Annotated in this window: 27 protein-coding genes; 13 read left to right on the forward strand and 14 right to left on the reverse strand. The window is 66.0% G+C overall.

Annotated elements, in window-relative coordinates:
• Nucleotides 1-191: 191 nt before the first annotated feature.
• Nucleotides 192-623, forward strand: coding sequence for a MarR family winged helix-turn-helix transcriptional regulator (locus QPR87_RS22220; RefSeq protein WP_011747253.1), 432 nt, complete (start codon nucleotides 192-194; stop codon nucleotides 621-623).
• A 105-nt stretch (nucleotides 624-728) separates the two neighbouring features.
• Here QPR87_RS22220 and QPR87_RS22225 read toward each other — a convergent pair whose 3' ends face one another.
• Nucleotides 729-938: an entericidin A/B family lipoprotein gene (locus QPR87_RS22225; protein WP_041529785.1), complete on the reverse strand. Its 210-nt coding sequence runs from the start codon at nucleotides 936-938 to the stop codon at nucleotides 729-731.
• Between the two features lie 248 nt (nucleotides 939-1,186).
• Here QPR87_RS22225 and QPR87_RS22230 point away from each other — a divergent pair, with 248 nt between their 5' ends.
• On the forward strand, nucleotides 1,187-1,507 hold the full coding sequence (locus tag QPR87_RS22230) for a TraR/DksA family transcriptional regulator (RefSeq protein ID WP_011747255.1): 321 nt from the start codon (nucleotides 1,187-1,189) through the stop codon (nucleotides 1,505-1,507).
• A gap of 9 nt (nucleotides 1,508-1,516) precedes the next feature.
• Here QPR87_RS22230 and QPR87_RS22235 read toward each other — a convergent pair whose 3' ends face one another.
• A complete protein-coding gene (locus QPR87_RS22235) occupies nucleotides 1,517-1,660 on the reverse strand; it encodes an entericidin A/B family lipoprotein (RefSeq protein ID WP_158659326.1) in 144 nt (47 codons plus the stop codon).
• 448 nt (nucleotides 1,661-2,108) lie between these two features.
• Nucleotides 2,109-2,876 carry an alpha/beta fold hydrolase gene (locus tag QPR87_RS22240; RefSeq protein WP_285051413.1) on the reverse strand — a complete coding sequence of 256 codons (768 nt, stop codon included), beginning with the start codon at nucleotides 2,874-2,876 and terminating at the stop codon, nucleotides 2,109-2,111.
• Between the two features lie 94 nt (nucleotides 2,877-2,970).
• On the opposite strand from QPR87_RS22240, the gene QPR87_RS22245 reads away from it, so the two are divergent.
• Nucleotides 2,971-3,330, forward strand: coding sequence for a hypothetical protein (locus QPR87_RS22245; RefSeq protein WP_285051414.1), 360 nt, complete (start codon nucleotides 2,971-2,973; stop codon nucleotides 3,328-3,330).
• Nucleotides 3,331-3,764: 434 nt separating this feature from the next.
• Here the strand turns inward: QPR87_RS22245 and glyA are convergent, their stop codons facing one another.
• On the reverse strand, nucleotides 3,765-5,048 hold the full coding sequence (glyA, locus tag QPR87_RS22250) for a serine hydroxymethyltransferase (RefSeq protein WP_285051415.1): 1,284 nt from the start codon (nucleotides 5,046-5,048) through the stop codon (nucleotides 3,765-3,767).
• Between the two features lie 143 nt (nucleotides 5,049-5,191).
• On the opposite strand from glyA, the gene QPR87_RS22255 reads away from it, so the two are divergent.
• The 3 genes from QPR87_RS22255 (at nucleotide 5,192) to QPR87_RS22265 (ending at nucleotide 8,253) form a co-directional block, all read left to right on the forward strand.
• Nucleotides 5,192-5,941, forward strand: a complete 750-nt coding sequence (locus QPR87_RS22255; RefSeq protein WP_011747260.1) for an NAD kinase — start codon at nucleotides 5,192-5,194, stop codon at nucleotides 5,939-5,941.
• 66 nt (nucleotides 5,942-6,007) lie between these two features.
• Complete coding sequence (locus QPR87_RS22260; protein ID WP_104493708.1) at nucleotides 6,008-7,603, forward strand: peptide chain release factor 3; 1,596 nt, start codon at nucleotides 6,008-6,010, stop codon at nucleotides 7,601-7,603.
• 149 nt (nucleotides 7,604-7,752) lie between these two features.
• Nucleotides 7,753-8,253, forward strand: a complete 501-nt coding sequence (locus tag QPR87_RS22265) for a hypothetical protein (protein ID WP_285051416.1) — start codon at nucleotides 7,753-7,755, stop codon at nucleotides 8,251-8,253.
• A gap of 90 nt (nucleotides 8,254-8,343) precedes the next feature.
• Here the strand turns inward: QPR87_RS22265 and QPR87_RS22270 are convergent, their stop codons facing one another.
• Nucleotides 8,344-8,766, reverse strand: a complete 423-nt coding sequence (locus tag QPR87_RS22270; protein WP_011747263.1) for an OsmC family protein — start codon at nucleotides 8,764-8,766, stop codon at nucleotides 8,344-8,346.
• A gap of 107 nt (nucleotides 8,767-8,873) precedes the next feature.
• On the opposite strand from QPR87_RS22270, the gene QPR87_RS22275 reads away from it, so the two are divergent.
• Nucleotides 8,874-9,767 (forward strand): DMT family transporter, encoded by an 894-nt coding sequence (locus QPR87_RS22275; RefSeq protein ID WP_230998727.1) that lies wholly within the window; start codon nucleotides 8,874-8,876, stop codon nucleotides 9,765-9,767.
• A 69-nt stretch (nucleotides 9,768-9,836) separates the two neighbouring features.
• The gene (gene copM / locus QPR87_RS22280) at nucleotides 9,837-10,190 is read left to right on the forward strand and encodes a CopM family metallochaperone (RefSeq protein WP_011747265.1); all 354 of its coding nucleotides are present in this window, start codon (nucleotides 9,837-9,839) and stop codon (nucleotides 10,188-10,190) included.
• Nucleotides 10,191-10,261: 71 nt separating this feature from the next.
• On the opposite strand, the gene QPR87_RS22285 is transcribed toward copM, so the two are convergent.
• Nucleotides 10,262-11,398 carry a deoxyguanosinetriphosphate triphosphohydrolase gene (locus QPR87_RS22285; protein WP_104493711.1) on the reverse strand — a complete coding sequence of 379 codons (1,137 nt, stop codon included), beginning with the start codon at nucleotides 11,396-11,398 and terminating at the stop codon, nucleotides 10,262-10,264.
• A gap of 75 nt (nucleotides 11,399-11,473) precedes the next feature.
• Between QPR87_RS22285 and QPR87_RS22290 the strand changes: the two genes are divergently transcribed.
• Both QPR87_RS22290 and xth read left to right on the forward strand, forming a co-directional pair.
• Nucleotides 11,474-11,809, forward strand: coding sequence for a HesB/IscA family protein (locus QPR87_RS22290; RefSeq protein ID WP_011747267.1), 336 nt, complete (start codon nucleotides 11,474-11,476; stop codon nucleotides 11,807-11,809).
• Nucleotides 11,810-11,847: 38 nt separating this feature from the next.
• A complete protein-coding gene (xth, locus tag QPR87_RS22295) occupies nucleotides 11,848-12,633 on the forward strand; it encodes an exodeoxyribonuclease III (protein WP_285051417.1) in 786 nt (261 codons plus the stop codon).
• A gap of 99 nt (nucleotides 12,634-12,732) precedes the next feature.
• Here the strand turns inward: xth and QPR87_RS22300 are convergent, their stop codons facing one another.
• The 3 genes from QPR87_RS22300 to QPR87_RS22310 are packed head-to-tail and all read right to left on the reverse strand — an operon-like array spanning nucleotide 12,733 to nucleotide 15,073.
• Complete coding sequence (locus tag QPR87_RS22300) at nucleotides 12,733-13,086, reverse strand: hypothetical protein (RefSeq protein ID WP_285051418.1); 354 nt, start codon at nucleotides 13,084-13,086, stop codon at nucleotides 12,733-12,735.
• Nucleotides 13,083-13,220: a hypothetical protein gene (locus tag QPR87_RS22305; RefSeq protein WP_164901602.1), complete on the reverse strand. Its 138-nt coding sequence runs from the start codon at nucleotides 13,218-13,220 to the stop codon at nucleotides 13,083-13,085. Before QPR87_RS22305 ends, QPR87_RS22300 begins: the two co-directional genes overlap by 4 nt.
• Nucleotides 13,217-15,073 carry an extracellular solute-binding protein gene (locus QPR87_RS22310; protein WP_285051419.1) on the reverse strand — a complete coding sequence of 619 codons (1,857 nt, stop codon included), beginning with the start codon at nucleotides 15,071-15,073 and terminating at the stop codon, nucleotides 13,217-13,219. Before QPR87_RS22310 ends, QPR87_RS22305 begins: the two co-directional genes overlap by 4 nt.
• Before the next feature lie 410 nt (nucleotides 15,074-15,483).
• Here QPR87_RS22310 and QPR87_RS22315 point away from each other — a divergent pair, with 410 nt between their 5' ends.
• A complete protein-coding gene (locus QPR87_RS22315; protein WP_285051420.1) occupies nucleotides 15,484-16,266 on the forward strand; it encodes a 3-hydroxybutyrate dehydrogenase in 783 nt (260 codons plus the stop codon).
• Between the two features lie 21 nt (nucleotides 16,267-16,287).
• Here QPR87_RS22315 and QPR87_RS22320 read toward each other — a convergent pair whose 3' ends face one another.
• A complete protein-coding gene (locus tag QPR87_RS22320; protein WP_285051421.1) occupies nucleotides 16,288-17,274 on the reverse strand; it encodes a BMP family protein in 987 nt (328 codons plus the stop codon).
• A gap of 115 nt (nucleotides 17,275-17,389) precedes the next feature.
• Complete coding sequence (gene thyX, locus QPR87_RS22325; protein ID WP_285051422.1) at nucleotides 17,390-18,295, reverse strand: FAD-dependent thymidylate synthase; 906 nt, start codon at nucleotides 18,293-18,295, stop codon at nucleotides 17,390-17,392.
• A 176-nt stretch (nucleotides 18,296-18,471) separates the two neighbouring features.
• On the opposite strand from thyX, the gene QPR87_RS22330 reads away from it, so the two are divergent.
• Nucleotides 18,472-18,900, forward strand: coding sequence for a VOC family protein (locus QPR87_RS22330; RefSeq protein WP_011747274.1), 429 nt, complete (start codon nucleotides 18,472-18,474; stop codon nucleotides 18,898-18,900).
• Between the two features lie 179 nt (nucleotides 18,901-19,079).
• Here QPR87_RS22330 and QPR87_RS22335 read toward each other — a convergent pair whose 3' ends face one another.
• Nucleotides 19,080-19,598 carry a MarR family winged helix-turn-helix transcriptional regulator gene (locus QPR87_RS22335; RefSeq protein ID WP_011747275.1) on the reverse strand — a complete coding sequence of 173 codons (519 nt, stop codon included), beginning with the start codon at nucleotides 19,596-19,598 and terminating at the stop codon, nucleotides 19,080-19,082.
• A gap of 91 nt (nucleotides 19,599-19,689) precedes the next feature.
• Nucleotides 19,690-19,935 (reverse strand): FAD assembly factor SdhE, encoded by a 246-nt coding sequence (locus tag QPR87_RS22340; protein WP_011747276.1) that lies wholly within the window; start codon nucleotides 19,933-19,935, stop codon nucleotides 19,690-19,692.
• Nucleotides 19,936-20,040: 105 nt separating this feature from the next.
• On the opposite strand from QPR87_RS22340, the gene QPR87_RS22345 reads away from it, so the two are divergent.
• Complete coding sequence (locus tag QPR87_RS22345; protein ID WP_285051423.1) at nucleotides 20,041-21,243, forward strand: pyridoxal phosphate-dependent aminotransferase; 1,203 nt, start codon at nucleotides 20,041-20,043, stop codon at nucleotides 21,241-21,243.
• Nucleotides 21,244-21,300: 57 nt separating this feature from the next.
• Here the strand turns inward: QPR87_RS22345 and aspA are convergent, their stop codons facing one another.
• Entirely contained in the window at nucleotides 21,301-22,707 is a 1,407-nt protein-coding gene (gene aspA, locus QPR87_RS22350; protein WP_011747278.1) for an aspartate ammonia-lyase, read from the reverse strand.
• Nucleotides 22,708-22,812 lie beyond the last annotated feature (105 nt).

A 22,812-nucleotide genomic window follows, 5' to 3' on the forward strand; every position in this document is an offset into this window, starting at 1 on the left:
TGGCGACGGCGGCGCGGGTCATGCCGGGGGGCAGGTCGTGCTGGGTCATGGGGCTCCTCCCTGCGGTGTCATTGCAGTTGCAACGATTGTGTCATTGCGATGGCAACGATGTCAATGCGGATCTGCATCCGGGCCGATCTTTATTGCAGGTGCAACGGCTTTCTGCTGTTCTGCCCGCCAAGGAGAAGCGCATGTCATTCGATCTGGACCGGTTCCTGCCCTATCGCCTGTCCGTGGCGGCCGCGCGGCTGAGCCGCCGCTTTGCCGCGCTTTACGAGGCCGAGGCGGGGCTGAGCACGCCCGAATGGCGGGTCCTGGCGCATCTGGCCCATTCCGGCGCGGTGAGCGTGCGCGACATCACGGCGCGGGTGCATCTGGACAAGTCGATGGTCAGCCGCGCCGCCTCGCGGCTGCAAGAGGCGGGGCTGGTGCGGAAATCGGGCAACGCGGCCGACCGCCGGCTGGTCGCGCTGGAGCTGACGCCTGCTGGCCGGGCGCTGATGGCGCGGCTCGGCCGCATCGCCGAGGCGTTCCAGGCGGACCTGCTGGCCGAGCTGGGACCGGAGGCCGAAGCCCTCGACCGCGCCCTCGCCAAAATCGACCAAAGGGAAAACCGCGACTAAACAGGGCGAACAGCCGGCCCAGGGCGGGGGAACGGGCGAGGACGGATGCCATGCTCTGTCCTCACCGAAAAAGATCGGCGCAGCGCCTGGTCCGGCGCTGTCTGCTCAATAAGGTGCCGGTGCCCCCGCCGGCGGCGCATAGGGGTCGACGGGTGCCACAGGGGCCGCCTGTCCCATTTGCACCTGGCTGTTTGCGGCCTGATCGCTCAGCAATTGCCCGGCGGTCTGCATGTCGCGTCCCGCGCCCTGCATCGTCTCGCAGCCAGCGACCGCCGTCGCTGCCAGACACAGGCCGATCGTCACCATCCGACGCATGCTCTTTCCTTTCGTTTTTCTGCTCGATTGGCGGCAAAGCCTAAACCAGCCTGCAAGCCGCTCAAGCCGGAGACGCGCCGCTGCATCGCCGATCGGCAAGGAATTTCCCGAAACGAAGAGGATGCCGGCGGATCTCGGCCGATTGCGCGGAAAGGGGACTGCCAAAAATGCCGTGACAAATTGACGCAAATCAAATGCAGCACCGTCCAGGCGTGTCAGAAATTGCGACAGCTTACAGGAGAAAATCCATGGATCCGGTTGCCCGCAAGGCCCTGCTGACGGCGCGTCGCCAGGCCCTTCTTGTCGATCTGGCCAACATTCGGGACCAGCTTGACGATCCCTTGCCCCAGGACTGGGACGATGCGGCCATCGAGCAGGAAGACGACGAGGTTCTCCAGGCTCTCGGTCATGCCCACCAAGCCGAACTGAACCGGATCGACGCTGCCCTCAGGCGCATCGACAGTGGCGATTACGGCTTTTGCGCCGGTTGCGGGGATGTCATCCTGCCGGCCCGGCTGGATTTGCTGCCCGACACGCCGCTTTGCGCGCATTGCGCCGCGGGGGCGTGATTTTCCGGCCTACATGCCTGCCTGGGCTTCCTGGCTTTCCCGACTGATCGCCTGTCCTGCGCTTTGCAGGTCGTGCCCGGCGCCTTGCACCGTCTGGCAGGCCGCCAGGGCCAGCAGTGCGAGTAAGGGCGAAACCCGAAGAATCCGACGCATATTCAATCTCCTGCAAGGGTTTTGGTTTCGGGGGTCAACGCTTGCGTCGGGTCGTGGTTCCCAGACGTCAAGGGTTTCTTAACCGATGGCGGCTAGACAGGCGGCATGCCTGTGATTCTGCTGCTTGTCCTGTTCCTTTCAGCCTGTGCCTCGCCTGCGCCGCAGTTTTTCGGTGCGGTGCGGCACGACATCACGCTGGAGGGGATTCGTTTCGTCGTCCTCCACGATGGTTCCCGGGCCGAGGTGATCCGTCTTGGCTATCTCGGCCGGCGGGCGCGTGCGCCGGTGCCCGAATTGATGGCGATCGCCGCCGAACGGACGACCGGCTGCACGGTGATTGCAAACAGCCTGCGCAGCCGCATCCCCGGCGATACCGGAGAGGCGCGGCTGTCGCTGCGCTGTCCTGCGGGCCGGGGCGGCCCGACCGCTCCCCGCCGGCACAGTCGGATCAGCCGAGGAATGCGGCCACCGCTTCGGCGACCTCGGCCGGGCGATCGGCATGCAGCCAATGTCCCGCGCCGGGGATGACGCGGATCTCGGCCTGGGGGAAATGCTCGCGGATCGTCTCGACCTGCGGTTTGCGGCAATAGTCGGAGTCTTCTCCGGCCAGGAACAGCACGGGGCCGGCGAAGCTGCCCTTGGGCGTCTCCGGCCAGCCGACCAGTTGGGGCATCTGGTCGCGCAACGCGGTCAGGTTGAACTTCCAGCGTGGCGGATCGGCCTTCAGGTCCAGCGATTGCAGCAGAAAGGCGCGCACGCCCGGATCGGCGACATGTTCGGCCAGCCGCGCGTCGGCTTCCGAGCGCAGGCGAAGGCCGGCAAGGTCCACGGCCTCCATCGCGTCGATATGGCTGCTCTGGCTATGGCCATAGGTATAGGGCGCGATGTCCATGACCACGAGGCGGCGCACCGTTTCCGGCCGCGTCAGCGCCAATGTCATCGCTGCCTTGCCGCCCATCGAATGGCCCAGCACATCGGCCCGGCCGCCTTCTGCGGCGATCACCTCGGCCAGATCGCCGGCCAGCGCCGCATAGCTGTGATCGGGGTCGTGGAAGCTGTCGCCATGGTTGCGCATGTCGACCGAGATCACGCGCCGGCTTTCGCCCAGCCGCCGGGCGAGGCCGCCCAGATTGCGTCCCGACCCGAACAGCCCATGCGCCAGCAAAACCGGCGGCTGACCCGAATCTGTTCCTGTCACGTTCATGTTCAGCATCATGGGTGCAACCTAGCGGCACTGGCGAAGCGGCGCCAGAGGCGCTAGCCTTGGCGAAAACGGGATGAGGGCGATGGGCATCGAAAGGATCAGGCCGATGGCCGACGAGGTGGCCAGCCTGATGGCGGCGCGTTTTGGCGGTTTGCGGCGCGGCCAGCAGGCCGATCTGGAAAGCATGTTGCGCAAGCGCGGCGGGGCGTTGCCGCGGCGGCTGCGACGCGAGGCGCGCATCCTGGCCGAGGCCGACCGCAAGGCCGGCCAGCCGAAACTGGCCCGCCAGGTGGATTTCGTGCAGCTGGACCATGCATACAAGGCGCTGACGGCCTATCTGCGCCCGCTGGGGCAGGGGATGCGGTTGCGGGGCGGGGCGGCCGGTATCGCGGCAAGCGTGCTGTTCGGCCTGCTGCTGCTGGCGGCCGTCGCCATCTGGATCATGATGCGGCGCGGATTGATCTGAAAGGCAGTCACAGGGATACGGTGTACCGTGCATTCCAGAAAATCGCGGCTGCCGGTTCCGTCGTGATGTGGGCCGGGCATCGGAACAGCGTCCATACCCGCGCCCGGCGACGTATTGCTTGGCGGCTGGAGGGGCGCAGCGGTCGAGCTTGCCGAAAGCGGCGGCGAGAAGAGAATTTCTTTGGATCAATAGGTTCCGAGGAACTGTCCCGGGATGCGGCCATCATGGAATCGCACCCGCGACGGCCGGAAACGCCGGAATATCGGTACCCGGGGGTCGTTCGGAGCGGTCGCGCTTCGACCTGCACCTGACTCCTCACGCCAAGCTCTGAGCAGAGCCGCAACGGCTGGTTCTGCTTGTCTCAAGGCACCGCCCGAAGCGTCGGGCAGGATGGTGGGCGGCGCGGATCCGGCCGGACCCGCACCGCGCCGGGATTACAGGCCGTTATAGAGCGGGAAGCGGGCGCAAAGCGCCTCGACCTCGGCCTTGACGCGGGCCTCGACCTCGGCATTGCCTTCCTCGCCATTGGCGGCAAGGCCGTCGACGACCTCGACGATCCAGCGGGCGATCTGGCGGAATTCGTCCTCCTTGAAGCCGCGGGTGGTGCCGGCGGGGGCACCCAGGCGGATGCCCGAGGTCACGAAGGGCTTTTCGGGGTCGAAGGGCACGCCGTTCTTGTTGCAGGTGATATGGGCGCGACCCAGCGCCGCCTCGGTCGCCTTGCCGGTCACGCCTTTCGGGCGCAGGTCGGCCAGGCAGAGGTGGTTGTCGGTGCCGCCCGAGACGATGTCGATGCCGCCCTTCATCAGCTCGTCCGCCATGGCACGCGCATTGGCGACGACTTGTGCGGCATAGTCCTTGAAGTCGGGACGCAGCGCCTCGCCGAAGGCCACGGCCTTGGCGGCGATGACATGCATCAGCGGGCCGCCCTGAAGGCCGGGGAAGACGGCCGAGTTGATCTTTTTCGCGATGTCGGCGTCGTTGGTCAGCACCATGCCCCCGCGCGGGCCGCGCAGCGACTTGTGGGTGGTGGTGGTCACGACATGGGCATGCGGCAGCGGCGAGGGATGCTGGCCGCCGGCCACCAGGCCCGCGATATGGGCCATGTCCACCATCAGCCAGGCGCCGACCTCATCCGCGATCTTGCGGAATTCGGCCCAGTCCCAGACGCGCGAATAGGCGGTGCCGCCGGCCAGGATCAGCTTGGGCTTGTGCTCATGCGCCTTCTTTCGGATCTCGTCCATGTCCAGCAGTTGGTCCTGCTGGCGCACGCCGTAGCTGACGACGTTGAACCATTTGCCCGACATGTTCACCGGCGAGCCGTGCGTCAGGTGCCCGCCCGAGTTCAGGTCCAGCCCCATGAAGGTGTCGCCCGGCTGCAGCAGCGCCAGGAACACCGCCTGGTTCATCTGGCTGCCCGAGTTCGGCTGGACGTTGGCGAATTCGCAGCCGAACAGCTGCTTGGCACGCTCGATCGCCAGTTCCTCGACGATGTCGACATATTGGCAGCCGCCGTAATAGCGCTTGCCCGGATAGCCCTCGGCATATTTGTTGGTCAGCACCGAGCCCTGCGCTTCCAGCACGGCCCTGGAGACGATGTTTTCCGAGGCGATCAGCTCGATCTCGTCGCGCTGGCGGCCAAGTTCCTTGCGGATGGCGCCGAAGATGTCGGGGTCGCGGCTGTCCAGCGTCTCGGTGAAGAATCCGGTGTCGGTCATCTGGTCCTCATGCAAAAAGCGGCTTGCCGGCCTTCTAGCGCCTTTCCTCGCGCCCCGCTAGGACGGATGCGACGCCTTGGCGGTAGATCTTCCATGCGTTCACTGGGACTTGCTTCCGTTCGGCGGCTGGCCATGATGGCCGCATGAAGATGCATTTCATCGCCTCAAGCACCGAAACCGCCGTGACGGCCGCAGAATCGCTGTCCGCGCGCTACGGCCATGTGCCGATCCGCGAGGCCGAGGTGATCGTGGCGCTGGGGGGCGACGGGCTGATGCTGAGCGTCATGCACCAGAATCGCGGCCTGCCGGTCTATGGCATGAACCGGGGCACCGTGGGCTTCCTGATGAACGCCTATTCCGAGGACGACCTGCCCGCCCGCATCCGTGCGGCCGAGGAAACCGTGGTCAATCCTTTGGCCATGACCGCCGGCACCACGGACGGGCACGAGCATTGCGCGCTGGCCATCAACGAGGTCAGCATGCTGCGCGCCGGCCCGCAGGCGGCGCGGCTGCGCATCAGCGTGAACGGCCGCGTGCGGATGGAGGAGCTGATCTGCGACGGCATGCTGCTGTCAACTCCGGCCGGTTCGACCGCCTATAACTATTCGGCGAACGGGCCGATCCTGCCCCTGGGCTCGGACGTGCTGGCGCTGACCGCCATCGCGCCGTTCCGGCCGCGGCGCTGGCGCGGCGCGATCCTGCCCAAGTCGGCTACGGTGCGCATCGACGTGCTCGACCCCGACAAGCGTCCGGTGATGGCCGATGCCGATTCGCGGGGCGTCGATTCGGTGCTCTGGGTCGAGATCCGCTCCGAGAACTCCATCCGCCATTGCCTGCTCTTCGACCCCGGCCACGGGCTCGAGGAACGGCTGATCCGCGAACAATTCGTCTGAGGCCCGATTCCATTCGAGCCTCGATTCCATTTGAGACTGCGCGCGGCGCACGCTAAAGGGCCGGGCATGATGAACCGTCCCGATCTTCCGCCCGAAATCGCCCGCCGCCGCACCTTTGCGATCATCTCGCACCCGGATGCGGGCAAGACCACGCTGACCGAGAAGTTCCTGCTGTTCGGGGGCGCGATCCAGATGGCCGGGCAAGTCCGCGCCAAGGGCGAGGCGCGGCGCACGCGCTCGGACTTCATGAAGATGGAGCAGGACCGGGGGATTTCGGTCTCCGCCTCGGCCATGAGCTTCGATTTCGGGCAATACCGCTTCAATCTGGTGGACACGCCCGGCCACAGCGATTTCTCCGAGGACACCTATCGCACGCTGACGGCGGTGGACGCGGCGATCATGGTCATCGACGGCGCCAAGGGCGTCGAGAGCCAGACCCGCAAGCTGTTCGAGGTCTGCCGGCTGCGCGACCTGCCGATCCTGACCTTCTGCAACAAGATGGACCGCGAAAGCCGCGACACGTTCGAGATCATCGACGAGATCCAGGAGAACCTGGCCATCGACGTGGCGCCGGTCAGCTGGCCCATCGGTATGGGCCGCGACTTCATCGGTGTCTATGACCTGCTGGGTGACCGGCTGGAGATCATGGACCGCGCCGACCGCAACAAGGTGGCCGAGTCGATCCGCATTTCCGGCCTGGACGATCCCAAGCTGGCCGAGCACATCCCCGCCGACCTGCTGGAAAAGCTGCGCGAAGAGCTGGAAATGGCGCGCGAATTGCTGCCTGCCTTCGACCGCAAGTCCTTCCTGGAAGGGCACATGACGCCGATCTGGTTCGGCTCTGCGATCAACAGCTTCGGCGTCAAGGAGTTGATGACCGGCATCGGCGAGTTCGGTCCCCAGCCGCAGCCGCAGAACGCCGCCGAGCGCCAGATCGCGCCCGAGGAAAAGCCGGTGACCGGCTTCGTCTTCAAGGTCCAGGCCAACATGGATCCCAAGCATCGCGACCGGGTGGCCTTCGTCCGCCTTGCCTCGGGACATTTCGAGCGGGGAATGAAGCTGCTGCATGTCCGGTCGAAGAAGCCGATGGCGGTGTCGAATCCGGTGCTGTTCCTGGCCGCCGACCGCGAACTGGCCGAGGAGGCATGGGCGGGCGACATCATCGGCATCCCCAACCACGGCCAGCTGCGCATCGGCGACGCGCTGACCGAGGGTGAGGCGCTGCGCTTCACCGGCATCCCCTCCTTTGCGCCCGAACTCTTGCAGACCGTGCGCGCGGGCGACCCGATGAAGGCCAAGCATCTGGAAAAGGCGCTGATGCAATTCGCCGAAGAGGGTGCCGCCAAGGTGTTCAAGCCGATGATCGGCTCGGGCTTCATCGTCGGCGTGGTGGGTGCGCTGCAATTCGAGGTGCTGGCCAGCCGCATCGAGCTGGAATACGGCCTGCCGGTGCGTTTCGAATCCTCGCAATTCACCAGCGCACGCTGGGTTTCGGGTCCGAAGGACAAGGTCGACACCTTTGCCAATACGAACAAGGGTCATATGGCGCAGGACCATGACGGCGATCTGGTCTATCTCACGCGTCTGCAATGGGACATCGACCGCGTCGAGCGCGACCATCCCGAGCTGAAGCTGACGGCGACGAAAGAGATGATGGTGTAAACCTTTATCGCCAAAGATCGGTGGTGCGCCCGGAAGGGGCCGGGCTTTCTCAATGGGCATTTTGCCGAGTTCCGGCACCTTGCGCCGCGGCTTGTATGTCGCGCCAATCCGCTATTATGTCTGTTTTGTTTAATCAGTGAGGTCGTTTCATGTATCGCAATCGCTTGCTTGCCGGATTTGCGCTGACCCTGATGCTGGCGGCTTGCGGCGAAGCGCCGACCGCTACGCCTTCGCCCGCAGCGGCGCGGGTGGATACCAGCACGATGAGTCTTGCCGCCCAACGCTTCGATCAGTTCTGCATCGCCAGTATTGGCGGCAAACCGGATGGCGTGGATCTTGCCAATGCCTATTACAAGGCGAGCCCGATTCCGCCGCTCGGCACGCTCAAGATCAGCCTTGGCATGAAGGCCGAAGACATCGGCGTTCAATTCGATACGCGCCGCAACGGCTGCATGGTGACCTCGTCGCAAGGCAAGGCGCCGAACGGCAAGGCGGAGCTCAGGGCACTTGCCCACGCTTACGCTGCCCGAAACGGCGGCACGGTCCAGGCACATTCCGACGCGGTGATTACGGTCAAGACACCGGCACGTTCGGCAAAGTTCCAGTTCTGGGACTCAAGGGGCGGCCTGTCCTTCCTAGTCGAGTCGTAAGGGGGAAGGTCGAGAACGGTAGCGGCATTCCGCAAGGGCCGATGATCGGTGCCATGCGGCGCACAGCCGCGCCGCATGGCATGGCCGCTCTTACCCCACCGTCACGTCCATCGTCACCTCGGCATTCAGCACCTTGCTGACCGGGCAGCCCTTTTCGGCCTTGCGGGCGCATTCCTCGATCACCGCCTTGTCGCCGTCGCCCCAGACCCTGGTGTTCAGATGCGCCGTCTTGATGGCAAAGCCGTCGCCCTCCTTGGCCAGCCCGATTTCCGAGGTGGTCTCGATGCGGACATTGCCGATCCCCGCCTCCTGCAGGATCGCCGACAGCGCCATGCTGAAACAGGCGGCATGGGCCGCGCCGATCAGTTCCTCGGGGTTGGTGCCGGGCAGGCCCTCGAAGCGGGTGTTGAAGCCATAGGGCTGGTTGCTCAGTGCCCCGGACTTGGTGGAAAGCGCGCCCTTGCCGTCCTTGAGCCCGCCTTCCCATTTCGCCGAACCGGAATTCACGATCATCGCCGTTCTCCTTTTCTGCCGTGACCTGCCGGCTGAACGCGCGATCCCTTGCGCGGGTTCAATCGCCGGCCTATCCCGCATGGGGAACGAGGGGAGAGAGGGCGCGGATGCCGGTGCATGAACTCGCCGCATTGGGCGCGGCGGCCTGCTGGGCGATCACCGGCATCCTGTCGCAATCGGCGGCGCAGGCGCTGGGGCCCTTTGGCTTCAACCGGCTGCGCCAGGCCATGGTCGCGGTCATGCTGGCGGCGATCGTGATCGCCACCGGCCGCTGGCAGGGCATCTCGGCCGAGGACCTGTGGCGGCTGTCGCTCTCGGGCGTGATCGGCATCTTTCTGGGCGATACGCTGCTTTACGTGGCACTGATCCGGCTGGGGCCAAGGCGCTCGGGGGCGTTGTTCGCGCTGAACGCGCCCATGGCCGCGCTGATGGGCTGGCTGGCGCTGGGCGAAGAGCTTTCGCTGCCGGCCGTGCTGGGCGTCGCGCTTTCGACGGCGGGCGTCGCCATGGCGGTGCTGGGCCGGGCCGGGCGCTCGGGCGGGCATCGTTTCGAGGCGGTGCAGGGCTCGGTCTGGATCGCCTCGGGCTTCGGGCTGATGGCGGCGGCGGGGCAGGCGCTGGGGTCGCTGATCGCGCGGCCGGTGATGGCTGCGGGCTTCGACCCCTATGTCGCCTCGCTGGTGCGGGTGGGCGTGGCGGTGGCCTGCCTGATCCTGCTGATGGCGCTGCCGATCCGCGCGGTCCAGCCACTGGGCCGGCCCACGCCGCGCGTGCTGGTGCTGACGGCGCTTTCCGGCCTGATCGCCATGGTCACCGGCATGACGCTGCTGATGTTCGCGCTGCAAGGCGGCAAGGTCGGCATCGTCTCGACGCTTTCGGCGCTGTCGCCGGTGCTGATCCTGCCGGTGCTCTGGGCGATGACCGGGGCGCGGCCCTCGGCGACCTCATGGGCGGGGGCGCTGATCGCGGTGGCGGGCATGGCGCTGCTCTTCTTGCGCTGACGGGTTTGTCATTTGCCGCCGGTGCCTTGCCGCGCTTCTCTCTGCGCATCGTCACGACAGGAGAAAACCATGCGTCTTGCCACATTCGCCCTTGCCGCGCTGATCGCCTTGCCGGCGGCCGCCCAGGATCATTCGGCCATGGATCATGCGGGACATGGCGACAGCCCCTCGACCGCCGGCTACCAGCAGGCCATGGAGCGGATGCATGAGGACATGATGATCGACTACAGCGGCGATGCCGATGTCGACTTCATGCGCGGCATGATCCCGCATCACCAGGGCGCCATCGACATGGCCAGGGTCGCGCTGGAGCACGGCAAGGACCCGGAGGTCCGCAAGCTGGCCGAAGAGGTCATCAAGGCCCAGGAGGCCGAGATCGAGATGATGCAGCAATGGCTGGAACAGCACGACAAGGCCGAATAGCCCGTCCTTCCTGCTCAAGATGGCCGGTCCGGCCCTGAGGGGTGGGACCGGCCGGGCTAAGGCCCTTGCCCTCAGCCCAGCAGGCGCTGCGCTTCCTGGATGGCAAAGCGGTCGGTCATGCCGGCGACGTAATCCAGCACCACCCGGGCGCGCCCGGTCTCGTCCCCCGCGGCCTCGGCGGCCTCGAACCAGGTCCGCGGCATCTTCGAGGGGTCGTCCAGGAACAGCGGAAACAGCCCGTTCAGCATCTCGGTCACCCGCCGCCGCTCGACCACCACCGAGGGCGCGCGATACATGCGTTGGAACAGGAACAGCTTGATCGCCTTGAGGTTCTGGTAGAGCGGCTTGGAAAAGCGGATGATCGGCCCTTCCATGTCGCGAATCTCCTGCACGTTTTGCGGCTGCAGGCTGGCCAGCCGGTTCTGCGCCACTGCGATCACGTCCTCGACCATGACGCCAAAGACCCGGCGCAGCGCCTCGTGCCGGCGTCGCATCGGCTCCAGTCCCGGATGCAGCGCATCGACGCGGGCAAGGGCCTCGCCGACGACGGGCAGTTCCGCCAGGTCCGCCTCGGTGAACAGCCCCGCGCGCAGCCCGTCATGCAGGTCGTGATGGTTATAGGCCACGTCGTCGGCCACGGCCGCGACCTGCGCCTCGGCGCTGGCATTGGTATGCAGCTCCAGATCCCATTCCGCATTCACCTCGGCCAAGGCATAGGGCAGATCGCCCGTCACCGGCCCGTTATGCTTGGCGATTCCCTCCAGGCTTTCCCAGGTCAGGTTCAGCCCGTCGAAATCGGCGTAATGCCGTTCCAGCCGGGTGACGATGCGCAGCGCCTGGGCATTGTGGTCGAAGCCGCCATAGGGCGCCATCAGCGCCGCCAGCGCATCCTCCCCGGTATGGCCGAAGGGCGGGTGGCCCAGGTCATGCGCCAGCGCCACCGTCTCGGCCAGGTCGGTGTTCAGCCCCAGCGCGCCGGCGATGGTGCGGGCGACCTGCGCCACCTCGATCGTATGGGTCAGGCGGGTGCGGTAATAATCCCCCTCATGCTCGACGAAGACCTGGGTCTTGTGCTTGAGCCGGCGAAAGGCGCTGGAATGGATGATGCGGTCGCGGTCGCGCTGCCAGGGGCTGCGAAAGGTGGACATGCGCTCGGGCCAGCGGCGGCCGCGGCTTTCTTCGGGCTGGCAGGCATAGGGTGCCGTCATCTGATCCTGCATTCCTTGCGAGGGTTCGGGCCAGAGCCTATATTCCAGACCGAAAGACGGAAACGGGAACGCCCCATGAACACAGGTCTGAACCTGCCCCCCAAGGTCACCGAACGCGCCTTCGCGCGCCTGGCCGAGATCAATGGCGACGGCCCCACCCGGCCCTTGCGGGTCGCGGTCGCGGGCGGCGGCTGCTCGGGCTTCCAGTATGACATCCGGCTGGACGAGGCGGCCGAGGACGATCTGGTGCTCAGCGGCGCCGGCCAAAGCGTCGTGGTCGATCCGGTTTCGCTGCCCTTCCTCGCCGGCGCGACCATCGACTTCGCCGACGAGTTGATCGGGGCCCGCTTCACCATCGACAACCCCAATGCCAGTTCGTCCTGCGGCTGCGGCACGTCGTTTTCGATCTGATCTGGCCTCGGCGCGCAGGGCCGGCTAGTCTCGCGCGCATGAAGATCGCGACATTCAACATCAACGGCGTCCGCGCCCGCATCGAGACCCTGACCGGCTGGCTGTCCGAGGCCCAGCCCGACGTCGTGGTCCTGCAAGAGATCAAGGCCCAGGACGAGGGCTTCCCGCGCGAACCCATCGCCGACCTGGGCTACAATATCGAAACCCACGGGCAAAAGGGCTTCAACGGCGTCGCCATCCTGTCGAAGCTGCCGCTGGAGGATGTCAGCCGCGGCCTGCCGGGCGACGGGACGGACGAACAGGCCCGCTATATCGAGGCGACCGTGGTCGGCCACCATGCGGTGCGCGTCGCCGGGCTCTATTTGCCGAACGGCAACCCGCAGCCGGGGCCGAAATTCGACTACAAGCTGGCCTGGATGGAGCGGTTGCGCGCGCGGGCCAAGGCGCTGCTGGCGACCGAGATGCCGGTGGCGATGATGGGCGACTACAACGTCATTCCCGAATCCCGCGACGCCGCCTTTCCGGAGAAATGGCTGGACGACGCGCTGTTCCAGCCCGAAAGCCGCGCCGCGCTGCGCCGCATCCTGTTCGACGGCTGGGCCGATGCGGTGCGCCTGCGCCATCCGGGCAGCACGCGCGGCCCCTTCACCTTCTGGGACTATCAGGCGGGGGCCTGGCAAAGGGACAATGGCATCCGCATCGACCATGTGCTGCTGTCGCCCCAGGCCGCCGACCTGCTCATCGATGTCGGCATCGACCGCGACGAACGCGCCAAGGACAAGCCCAGCGACCACGTCCCGGTCTGGGTCGACCTGGACGCCTGACGCGTCTTTCCGTTTGGAAAATACCCCGGGGGACGCCTTTCCGGCCCCGTCCAGGGGGTGGAAAGGCGGGGGGCGGAGCCCCCTTGGGCCGCTTCCCCGTCAGGTCGGATCGTTCAGGTCGCCGTCGCCCCTGATCTCGTCGTCGTCGCCGAAACGGGCATCGTCGTCGTATTCGTCCTCGCCCTCGCCGACATATTTCGCCGACAGTGCGATCGAGTGGTTGTCGTGGATCGGATCCATGACGATGTCCGAGGGGATCTCGCCCGCCAGCCATTCGCGGATCTCGTCCTTGGTCTCGTCGATCTCCTGCCCGGTGACTTCGGCGATATAGGCGATGAAGGCGCGCTTGTCGCCGTCGATCTCCTCCAGCTCGCTCTCATCGGCCGCCGGCCATTTCTCGACGATGGCCTCGAAGAAGGCGGGCCAGTTGTCGCGGACGTGAACCCATTTCATCGGTAGCCTCCTCCGCCCAAACCGCCCTGCACCATGCGCGAAGCGCCGGAGATATCCTCGCCCACGCCGGCCACGGTATTGCACGCGGTCAGCGCAAGAACGGTCAGGACGATTGCGATCCGACTGAATTTCATTCTCTTTCCTCCTGCCACCAGGTTTCTGGCATGAAGCCGGGCCAGTCACCGTAAAGCGGCGTGTTTTCAGGATAATCCAGGTCGGCGCGATGGGCCAAGCGGGAAATCCGTGAATAGCTGACCGGGATGACATAGCGTCCGGCGGTTAAGATCCGGTCAAGGGCCCTGACCGCGGCGACGAAACCCTCATGCGTGCGGGCCTGGCCCATCTCGGCGATCATCGCCTCGGCGGCGGGGCTGTCCATGCCCATCCAGTTGCGGCTGCCCGGCTTGGACACGCCCTCGCGCCCCCAATAAAGCCGCTGCTCGTTGCCCGGCGACAGCGACAAGCCGCGCTCATACCAGGTCATGTCGAACTGGTAGTTGTTCGTCCGCTCGACATATTGCGCCGCATCGAGCAGCGTCACCGTGGGCCGGATGCCGAGGTTGCGCAGCGATTGCACGAAGATGTCGACGATCTGCCGCATCTCGGCGCTGGTGCGCATGGCGCTGCCCGACTGGTTCAGCAGGATCTCGAAGCTGAAGGGGCGGCCATCGGCATCGCGCAACTCGCCCCCCTGCACGGTCCAGCCGGCCTCGCCCAGCAGGTCCAGCGCGGCGCGGATGCCCTTGCGGTCGATGGCCCGCTCGCCGCCCTCGGGCAGGGCATAGCCCTCGACGGTGCCGGGCGGCAGCTCCGCCGCGAAGGGCGCGAGCAATTCGGCCTCGCGCCCGGTGGCCGCGCCGGGCTGCATCGCAAGTTCGGAATTGGCGAAATAGCTGGTGATGCGGGGATCCTTGCCGCCGGTCAGCGTCATGTTGATGAAGCGATAGTTGAAGGCCTCGATCATCGCCTGCCGCACCCGCCAGTCGGCGAACAGCGGATTGCGGGTGTTCATCACCATCCCCATGATCCCCGAGGGGCGGCCATGCGCGATCTCGGATTTCACCATCCGGCCTTCGCGCATGGCAGGGAAATCGAAGTCGCGGTCCCAGCGCGCCGCGACCAGTTCGCGCCAGACATCGATCTCGCCGGCCTTGAAGGCTTCGAACATGGCCGAGGCATCGCCGAAGTAATCATAGCGGATCACGTCGAAATTATGCATGCCCCGGGTCACGCCCAGGTCGCGCCCCCAATAGTCCAGGTTGCGGCGAAAGGTGATCGCCCGACCCGGATCGACCCTGTCGATCACATAGGGCCCCGAGCCGATGGGAACCATCAGGCTGGACCGGCTGAAATCGCGCCCGTCCCATTGCGCCTTCTTCAGGATCGGCCGCATGCCCATCAGCATCGACAGCTCGCGGTCGGCGGTGTTGAAGGTGAAGCGGACCGAGCGCGGGCCGGTCTGCTCCATCTTCTCGACCTTGGACCAGACGGTGGTATATCGCGGATGGCCCTTGGTCCCCAGCACCTCATAGGACCACATCACGTCCTCGACGGTGACGGGGGTGCCGTCCGAAAAGCGCGCCTCGGGGCGCAGGGTGAACTCGACCCAGCTGCGATCCGCATCGGTCTCGACGCTTTCGGCCAGCAGGCCGTAAAGCGTGAAGGGCTCGTCGATCGAGCGGGCCATCAGCGACTCGGTCACAAGTCCCGGCTGGGTAAAGATCGGCCAGACCGGGTTGCCCATCAGGATCCAGGGGTTGAGCGAATCGAAGGTGCCCGTCTCGGCCAGGCGAATCGTGCCGCCCTTGGGTGCGTCGGGATTGGCATAGGGCAGGTGGGAGAAGCCGGGCGGCAGCGCAGGTTCTCCATACATTGCAATGGCATGCATGGGTTCGGCGGGGCTTGCCAGCGGCATGGATGCAACACACATGCACAGCGCGATTCGCCGCCAGATCGCGGATTCGTTAGCAAACTTGAAGAATCGCATGCTCGATTGCCCTGATTTCCGGGTCGTTGGTTCTGCCTGCGCCCAGATTAACCGCGCGTTCACCGCGAAGCAAACTTACGCCTTGGACTCATGGGGGGAAAAGCGTATAGATAAGGCACTGCTCGATAGGTTTCTTGCCTGTATGAAACCTGCCTCATGACTAGCGCCCGCCTTGTGCGGGCGCTTTTTTTACTGGGGTTTTCCGGCTTTCCGCGGCCTCCCGCCATGTCGGGCATTCGCGCCATGCGCCGGGGGGAATCGATCACGCAAAAATGTGAACGGATCGCGCGGTTTCGCCGCGCATCGACGGGCTCATGCGCCTTGCCAGCCCTCTGCGCCCGGCCTTGTGCGGTCCCGGCTTTTTGCTCATGCTGCGGCTGCAACAACAATGCGGGCGTCAGGAGGCAGCGATGTTCGAGAAATTCCTCAGCGGCAAGACGGCGGTGGTGACAGGCTCCAATTCGGGGATCGGGCTCGGGATCGCGCATGAACTGGCGCGCGCGGGCGCGGATCTCGTGCTGAACAGCTTTACCGACGCGCCCGAGGATCACGCCCTTGCCGAAAGCCTTGCCGCCGAGCATGGCGTCACGGTGCGCTATGTCCAGGCCGACATGTCCAAGGGTGCCGACTGCCGCGCCCTGATCGAAAAGGCCGGCGCCTGCGACATCCTGGTGAACAATGCCGGCATCCAGCATGTCGCGCCGATCCCGGATTTCCCGGGCGAGAAATGGGATGCGATCATCGCCATCAACCTGAGTTCCGCCTTTCACACCACGGCGGCGGCGCTGCCCCTGATGCGCAAGGCGGGCTGGGGGCGGGTGATCAACATCGCCTCGGCGCACGGGCTGACGGCCAGCGAATACAAATCGGCCTATGTCGCGGCCAAGCACGGCATCGTCGGTCTGACCAAGGTGACGGCGCTGGAGACCGCGAAGGAGCCGATCACCTGCAACGCCATCTGCCCCGGCTATGTGCTGACCCCGATCGTGGAAAAGCAGATCCCCGACCAGATGAAGACCCACAACATGAGCCGCGAGGACGTGATCGCCAAGGTCATGCTGCAGCGCCAGCCCTCGGGGCAATTCGCCACGGTCGAGCAGATGGGCGGCACGGCGGTCTTCCTGTGCTCGCCGGCGGCGGAGCAGATCACCGGCACGACCATCTCGGTGGACGGGGGGTGGACGGCGCTTTAGGCGCCGCCCGGTCCAGGCCGGTCACATCTCCAGTTCCGGGCCGGAATATTCGGTCGAGACCTCGATCTCTCCGGTCACGATCTGCTCGCGCAGGGCGTCGATGCGGTCGCGGATCTCGGCCGGAACGCTGTCGGAGAGGGTCAGCGAGACCGCTTCGGGGTTTTCCAGCCCGATATGCTTGACGGTCTCCGGCTTCCATGTGCCGTCCACCAGGTCCTGCACCGCCTGCACGCTGGGAATGCTGACATCGGCGATGGCCGAGGCGATGAAGACGTCCGGCTCGACCTTGGTCCAGTCGATGACATTGCCGATCTGTTTCGTGCCCGCCTCGCGCATGGCGTCGGTGGCGCCCTGGCGGCCTGCGTTCAGCATGGTGAAGATGATGTCGGCGCCCTGGTCCGTTTCGGCCTTTGCCACCCGCGCGGCCAGTTCGGTGTCGTCCTGGTTGCCGGCAAAGATCGTCAGGAACGTCGCGTCGGGCCTGGTGTGCATCAGCCCGTGGTAGAACCCGCCGCGGCCCTTGAGGCCCGGCGTCACCCGGATGCCCGAGATATGGCCGACCACGCCGGATTGCGTCAGCAGTCCTGCGGCCGCGCCGCCAAGCCAGGCGCTGTGTTCCTGCAGCACCTCATAGCTCGACAGGTTCGGCCCGGTCACGCCGCCTTGCACCACGACGAAGGGGATGTCGGGGAATTCGGCCGCGACGGTCTTGGCGGCCTCGTTGTTCTGGCCGCCATGGGCGATCACCATGTCGGGGGTCTGCCGGGCCAGGGCGCGCAGCGCCTCTTCCAGCTTGTCCTGTTCCGGCTGCACCTGATCGGTATAGGCGATCTTCGCGCCGAACTGCTTTTCGATCTTCAGAAGGCCGTTATAGCCGGCCTCCATGAAACCGTTGTCGTCGATCTTGCCCGGAATGAGCATGGCGATCGAAAGCTCGCCGTCCTGCGCATGGCTTGCGCCGGCCGCCAGCAGCGAGGCGGCCAGGGCCAGCCGAATTGTCGCGTTCATCCTGTTCGCTGTCCTTTGTCGGGGGTTTGGGTTCCGACAGGGGAGGCGTTGGGTGACGTAACGTCAACGCGCAATGTGTTAAGGGTGTCGCAAGAAAATCTTGAAAATCCTTTGCTCAGCCCCAGACCGCCTCGAACTCGCGCCATTCGCCCTTGCTCATGCCGCTGTTTTCCTGCGTGACCACCTCGCCCGACAGGCGGCGCTTCAGCGCCTCGACGCCTTTCGCCGAAAGCTGCACCCCGCCCAGCCGGTAATCCTCGAAGGCGGCATAGGCGAAGGGCACCCAGTCGCGGACGATGCCGCACATGGTCTCGGCATAGGCGCGGATCTCGTATTGCGCATGGGCATCGGCGCGCAGGCGCAGGAAGTGGAACAGGTTGTGCAGGTCCACCTTCCAATACCACTGCGTATAGATATTGGCCGGCAGGTTCATGCGCGCCAGTTCGCGGGCCAGGCCCTGCTGGCCCTCCTGGCTCAGCATCTGCTCGTAATGGTCGTAGCTGCGCATCGCGTCCTCGCGCAGCAGGTCCAGGACGCGGGCCGCCTCGTCGCCTTCCAGCACCTGGCCGCGGCCCTGGTTGTTCACCGTCGATTGCGCGGCAAGATGCTCGGGGGCAGGGATGTAGAATTCGCGGTCCAGGATCGAATAGCGCGCCGAATATTCGTTCACGTTGGCGGTGCGGTGGCGGATCCATTGCCGGGCGACGAAGACCGGCAGCTTGACGTGGAACTTGACCTCGCACATCTCGAAGGGGGTCGAGTGCCAGTGCCGCATCAGATAGCGGATCAGCCCCTCGTCGTTGCTGACCGATTTCGTGCCGCGGCCATAGCTCACGCGCGCGGCCTGGGTGATCGCCGCATCGTCGCCCATGTAGTCGATGACCCGGACCAGCCCGTGGTCCAGCACTTCATGCGCCCGGTAGAGGTGCCGCTCCATCCCCTCGGAGACGGCGCGCAGGGTGGGGCGCGGGTCGGCGCGCTGCTCGTCGATCTGGGCCTGTTGTTCGGGGGTGATGGGCATGGCGGAATCCTCGGATGGTATGGCCATATCTTGTGGCACCTGCGCGGGTTTCAATCAACCGGCTGTATGAGCGTTCCGGGTGCAACCGTTTGCCGCGCGTTGCGGTTGATCCGGCGAGATGCCAGTCTGAACCCGCAAACAGGCCCGGAGCGGCCGGAAAACAGGAAAGAGAAACGATGAAGATCCGCTATCTGCATACCATGGTGCGCGTGCTCGACCTTGAAAGCACGATGGCCTTCTTTCGCCTGCTGGGTCTTGAGGAGATCCGGCGAATCGACAATGAGAAGGGGCGCTTTACCCTGGTTTTCATGGCGCCGCCCGGCCAGCACGAATGCCCGGTCGAGCTGACCTGGAACTGGGACGGCGACGACGGCCTGCCCTCGGACAGCCGGCATTTTGGTCATCTCGCCTATCGGGTCGAGAATATCTACGAGATGTGCCAGAAGCTGATGGATGCCGGCGTGACCATCAACCGGCCGCCGCGCGACGGGCACATGGCCTTTGTCCGCAGCCCCGACAACGTCTCGATCGAGCTGCTGCAAGAGGGCGAGCACCTGCCGCCGCAAGAGCCCTGGGCCAGCATGGAGAACACCGGCCACTGGTAGGCGAAGGGCCGGATGGCCGACCGCGGGAATGGCGCGGTCCTTCGCGCGCCGATCCGCGCCGCCGCAAGACATGGCTTGCCGGTTCCGGTCGGGCCGGCGAAGCGGGACATGCCCTTGGGCCGTCGCACCGCGGCACGGGCATCATGGCGCAGCGGCCCCTCCGGCGCGATCTGGCGGGTTCAATAGATATAGCGGATCTGCTCGGCCCAGAACCGCTCGACCCGGCGCCATTGCAGGTTCACCGCCTCGATCGGCGGGTCGTCCAGCACGCCCGACAGATCCAGCCCCTCGGCATGCCGGGCGAACAGCTGCGCCACGCAGTCGCGCACCTCTTGCCCCGCCTGCGTCAGCCGCACCCGGACGGCGCGGCGGTCCATGTCGCAGCGTTCGTGGTGGACATAGCCCAGCTCGACCAGTTTCTTGAGATTGTAGGACACGTTCGAGCCCTGATACATGCCGCGCGACCGCAACTCGCCCGCCGTCACCTCGGACGTGCCGAGGTTATAGATCAGCAGCGCCTGCACCGGCGTCAGGTCGGATCGGCCCAGCCGCTCGAACTCGTCCTTGACCAGATCCAGCAGCAGCCGGTGCAGTCGCTCTAGTATCTGCAGGCTTTCCAGATAAGCCTCGGTCCGGTCGGTCTGCGGCGGCGGGGGCCGCAGGGCGGGCACCGTTTGGGCAGAGCTGCGCTGTTGCATGTGCGGGTTCCGTTCGTCGCCTCGTTTCCGCCACCATGCCGCAGATTTCCCAATCTTCGGTTAATCCGCCCGCAATTTCCTAAAATTACGCCTATTTCCGGGCCAGACGGGCGTGGGCAAAGGATGCCACGCGGTCCAGGATGGGCAGCAGGGCCTGGGGTCCCGGGCGTGCATCGCCCAGCCGGGCGGTGATCCAGGGATACAGATCCTGGTCGTTTTCGGTCAGCAGGGCCTCGTAAAGGTCCAGCTCGGCCTCGGTCAGCCGTTCCAGCTCGCTGTCCGAGAAGGGGCCCAGGATCAGGTCCATCTCCTTGGTGCCCCGCCGCCAGCTGCGCATCCGCAGCCGCTTCAGCCTCGTCTCTTTCTCGTCCACGCTTGCCCCCGGCTTGCCTGTCCGCGGTGGTGCCCCTATGACGGGACGGCCAGCCGCAGGATGAATTCGATGAGCTTTTTGTCGCAGACGCTCGCCCGCGTCAAACCCTCGCCCACCATCGCCATCACCGGCCGCGCCCGCGAGCTTGCCGCCGAGGGCCGGGACATCATCAGCCTGTCCGCCGGCGAGCCCGATTTCGACACGCCCGCGCATATCCGCGAGGCCGCCAAGGCTGCCATCGATGCCGGCCATACCCGCTATACCGCGGTGGACGGCATCCCCGAACTGAAACGCGTCATCTGCGACAAGTTCGCGCAGGAAAACGGGCTGGACTACGGCCCGGCGCAGGTGACGGTCGGCACCGGCGGCAAGCAGATCCTCTACAACGCGCTGATGGCGACGCTGAACCCGGGCGACGAGGTGATCATCCCGGCACCCTATTGGGTCAGCTACCCGGACATGGTGCTGCTGGCCGGCGGCACGCCCGTGGTGATCGAGGGCGCCATGGCCAACGGCTATCGCATCACCCCCGAGCAGCTGGAGGCGGCGATCACGCCCCGGACGAAATGGGTGATCCTGAATTCGCCCTCGAACCCCACGGGCGCGGGCTATGGCGAAGAGCATATGCGCGGGCTGACCGAGGTGCTGATGCGCCACCCGCATGTCTGGGTGCTGTCGGACGACATCTATGAGCATCTGGTCTTTGACGATTTCCGCTTCGTCACGCCGGCGCAGGTCGAGCCGGGGCTGAAATCGCGCACGCTGACCATGAACGGCGTCAGCAAGGCCTATGCCATGACCGGCTGGCGGATCGGCTATGGCGCCGGACCCGAGGCGCTGATCCGCGCCATGGCCAAGCTGCAATCGCAATCGACCTCGAATCCCTGCTCGATCAGCCAATATGCCGCGCTGGCCGCGTTGCAGGGGCCGCAGGACTATATCCAGGAAAGCCGCGCCGTCTTCCAGCGCCGCCGCGACCTGGTGGTCGAGGGGCTGAACGCCTGCCCGGGCATCGACTGTCCGGTGCCGCAGGGCGCTTTCTATGTCTATCCCTCGATTTCGGCGCTGATCGGCAAGACCTCGGCCGGCGGGGCGGCGATCGCCGACGACGAGGCCTTCGCCACCGCGCTGTTGAACGAGACCGGGGTGGCCGTGGTCTTTGGCGCAGCCTTCGGGCTGTCGCCGCATTTCCGCATCTCCTACGCCACCTCGGACGCGGTGCTGGCGGATGCCTGCGCGCGTATCAGGGCGTTCTGCGAAGGGCTGCGTTGATCGGCCCGAACCCCGGCCAGCGCTTGGCAGGCCGGGGCAGGGGAGCCTTGTCCCGCCTCAGTTGACGAAAAGCTGCGGCCTGGTCAGGCTTTCGGGGCGCAGGATGGCGTCCAGCCGTTCCTTCGGCAGCAAGCCTTTTTCCAGCACCAGCTCATAGACGCCGCGGCCGGTCAGATGCGCCTCGGTCGCGACCTCGGTTGCGGCGGCATAGCCGATATAGGGATTCAGCGCCGTGACGATGCCGATCGAGCGGCGCACGGTTTCCTTGAGCACGTCGCGATTCGCGGTGATGCCGCGCACGCAATTGTGCTCCAGCGTGTCGCAGGCCGCGATCAGGTGGCTGACCGAACGGAACATGCTGTAGGCGATCACCGGCTCGAAGGCGTTCAGCTGCAACTGCCCGCCCTCGGCGGCCATGGTGATGGTCATGTCGTTGCCGATCACCTCGAAGCAGACCTGGTTCACCACTTCGGGGATGACCGGATTCACCTTGCCCGGCATGATCGAGGAGCCGGCCTGTTTCGCGGGCAGGTTGATCTCGTTCAGGCCGGCTCGCGGACCCGAGGACAAAAGCCGCAGGTCGTTGCAGATCTTCGACAGCTTCACTGCCACCCGCTTCAGCACGCCCGACACCTGCACGAAGGCGCCGCAATCCTGCGTCGCCTCGACCAGGTCGGGGGCGGTGACGACCGGGATCACGGTGATCTCGGCCAGCCGCGCCCGCACCCGCTCGGCATATTCGGGGTGGGTGGTGATGCCGGTGCCGATGGCGGTGGCGCCCAGGTTGATCTCGCAGATCAGGCTGGCGGCCTCGGCCAGCCGCACCTCGTCCTCGCCGATGGTGATGGCGAAGGCGTTGAATTCCTGGCCCAGCGTCATCGGCACCGCCTCTTGCAGCTGGGTGCGGCCCATCTTCAGGATCTCGGCGAACTCGCCGCCCTTCTCGGCAAAGGCGCCGCGCAGCGAGGCCAGCGCCGCGATCACGTTCTGCAAGCCCCGCCACGAGGCCAGCCGCAGCGCGGTCGGATAGACGTCGTTGGTCGACTGGCTCAGGTTCACATGCTCGTTGGGGTGCAGGTATTGGTATTCGCCCTTGGCGTGGCCCATCAGCTCCAGCGCCCGGTTGGCGATCACCTCGTTGGCGTTCATGTTGGTCGAGGTGCCGGCGCCGCCCTGGATCTGGTCGACCACGAACTGCTCGTGCAGCTTGCCCGCCCGGATCTCCTCGCAGGCGGCGACGATGGCGTCGCGGCGCTCGGCCGAGAGCAGCCCCAGATCGGCATTCGCCAGCGCCGCGGCCTGCTTGATCGCGGCCAAGGCGCGGATCAGTTCGGGAATTTCACCGATGGGCCGGCCCGAGATCGGGAAATTCTCGACGGCGCGCAGGGTGTGGACGCCCCAATAGGCATCCGCCGGCACCTCGCGGTCGCCAAGCAGGTCGTGTTCGATACGGGTCTTGTTCATGGTCACCTCGGGCGCAGGCGCACAGGCCCGCCCCCGGGGACGGTGCTGGCGCGATGCGCATTCTGTCGGAATCTGTTGCGATGATAGGGCATTGGCCTGCCCCGT

The sequence above is a fragment of the Paracoccus sp. SSJ genome, assembly GCF_030234105.1.
Lineage (GTDB): Bacteria > Pseudomonadota > Alphaproteobacteria > Rhodobacterales > Rhodobacteraceae > Paracoccus > Paracoccus denitrificans.

Coding starts and splice junctions, on each gene's coding strand:
- QPR87_RS22230 (WP_011747255.1), top strand. CDS start 1,187: ATGGATCCGGTTGCCCGCAAGGCCCTGCTGACGGCGCGTCGCCAGGCC.
- QPR87_RS22260 (WP_104493708.1), top strand. CDS start 6,008: ATGATGAACCGTCCCGATCTTCCGCCCGAAATCGCCCGCCGCCGCACC.
- glyA (WP_285051415.1), bottom strand. CDS start 5,048: ATGACCGACACCGGATTCTTCACCGAGACGCTGGACAGCCGCGACCCC.
- QPR87_RS22220 (WP_011747253.1), top strand. CDS start 192: ATGTCATTCGATCTGGACCGGTTCCTGCCCTATCGCCTGTCCGTGGCG.
- QPR87_RS22265 (WP_285051416.1), top strand. CDS start 7,753: ATGTATCGCAATCGCTTGCTTGCCGGATTTGCGCTGACCCTGATGCTG.
- QPR87_RS22315 (WP_285051420.1), top strand. CDS start 15,484: ATGTTCGAGAAATTCCTCAGCGGCAAGACGGCGGTGGTGACAGGCTCC.
- xth (WP_285051417.1), top strand. CDS start 11,848: ATGAAGATCGCGACATTCAACATCAACGGCGTCCGCGCCCGCATCGAG.
- QPR87_RS22240 (WP_285051413.1), bottom strand. CDS start 2,876: ATGATGCTGAACATGAACGTGACAGGAACAGATTCGGGTCAGCCGCCG.
- QPR87_RS22310 (WP_285051419.1), bottom strand. CDS start 15,073: ATGCGATTCTTCAAGTTTGCTAACGAATCCGCGATCTGGCGGCGAATC.
- QPR87_RS22345 (WP_285051423.1), top strand. CDS start 20,041: ATGAGCTTTTTGTCGCAGACGCTCGCCCGCGTCAAACCCTCGCCCACC.
- QPR87_RS22300 (WP_285051418.1), bottom strand. CDS start 13,086: ATGAAATGGGTTCACGTCCGCGACAACTGGCCCGCCTTCTTCGAGGCC.
- QPR87_RS22225 (WP_041529785.1), bottom strand. CDS start 938: ATGCGTCGGATGGTGACGATCGGCCTGTGTCTGGCAGCGACGGCGGTC.
- QPR87_RS22285 (WP_104493711.1), bottom strand. CDS start 11,398: ATGACGGCACCCTATGCCTGCCAGCCCGAAGAAAGCCGCGGCCGCCGC.
- QPR87_RS22235 (WP_158659326.1), bottom strand. CDS start 1,660: ATGCGTCGGATTCTTCGGGTTTCGCCCTTACTCGCACTGCTGGCCCTG.
- QPR87_RS22340 (WP_011747276.1), bottom strand. CDS start 19,935: ATGCGCAGCTGGCGGCGGGGCACCAAGGAGATGGACCTGATCCTGGGC.
- copM (WP_011747265.1), top strand. CDS start 9,837: ATGCGTCTTGCCACATTCGCCCTTGCCGCGCTGATCGCCTTGCCGGCG.
- QPR87_RS22305 (WP_164901602.1), bottom strand. CDS start 13,220: ATGAAATTCAGTCGGATCGCAATCGTCCTGACCGTTCTTGCGCTGACC.
- QPR87_RS22330 (WP_011747274.1), top strand. CDS start 18,472: ATGAAGATCCGCTATCTGCATACCATGGTGCGCGTGCTCGACCTTGAA.
- QPR87_RS22320 (WP_285051421.1), bottom strand. CDS start 17,274: ATGAACGCGACAATTCGGCTGGCCCTGGCCGCCTCGCTGCTGGCGGCC.
- QPR87_RS22290 (WP_011747267.1), top strand. CDS start 11,474: ATGAACACAGGTCTGAACCTGCCCCCCAAGGTCACCGAACGCGCCTTC.
- QPR87_RS22275 (WP_230998727.1), top strand. CDS start 8,874: ATGCCGGTGCATGAACTCGCCGCATTGGGCGCGGCGGCCTGCTGGGCG.
- QPR87_RS22335 (WP_011747275.1), bottom strand. CDS start 19,598: ATGCAACAGCGCAGCTCTGCCCAAACGGTGCCCGCCCTGCGGCCCCCG.
- thyX (WP_285051422.1), bottom strand. CDS start 18,295: ATGCCCATCACCCCCGAACAACAGGCCCAGATCGACGAGCAGCGCGCC.
- QPR87_RS22245 (WP_285051414.1), top strand. CDS start 2,971: ATGGCCGACGAGGTGGCCAGCCTGATGGCGGCGCGTTTTGGCGGTTTG.
- QPR87_RS22255 (WP_011747260.1), top strand. CDS start 5,192: ATGAAGATGCATTTCATCGCCTCAAGCACCGAAACCGCCGTGACGGCC.
- QPR87_RS22270 (WP_011747263.1), bottom strand. CDS start 8,766: ATGATCGTGAATTCCGGTTCGGCGAAATGGGAAGGCGGGCTCAAGGAC.
- aspA (WP_011747278.1), bottom strand. CDS start 22,707: ATGAACAAGACCCGTATCGAACACGACCTGCTTGGCGACCGCGAGGTG.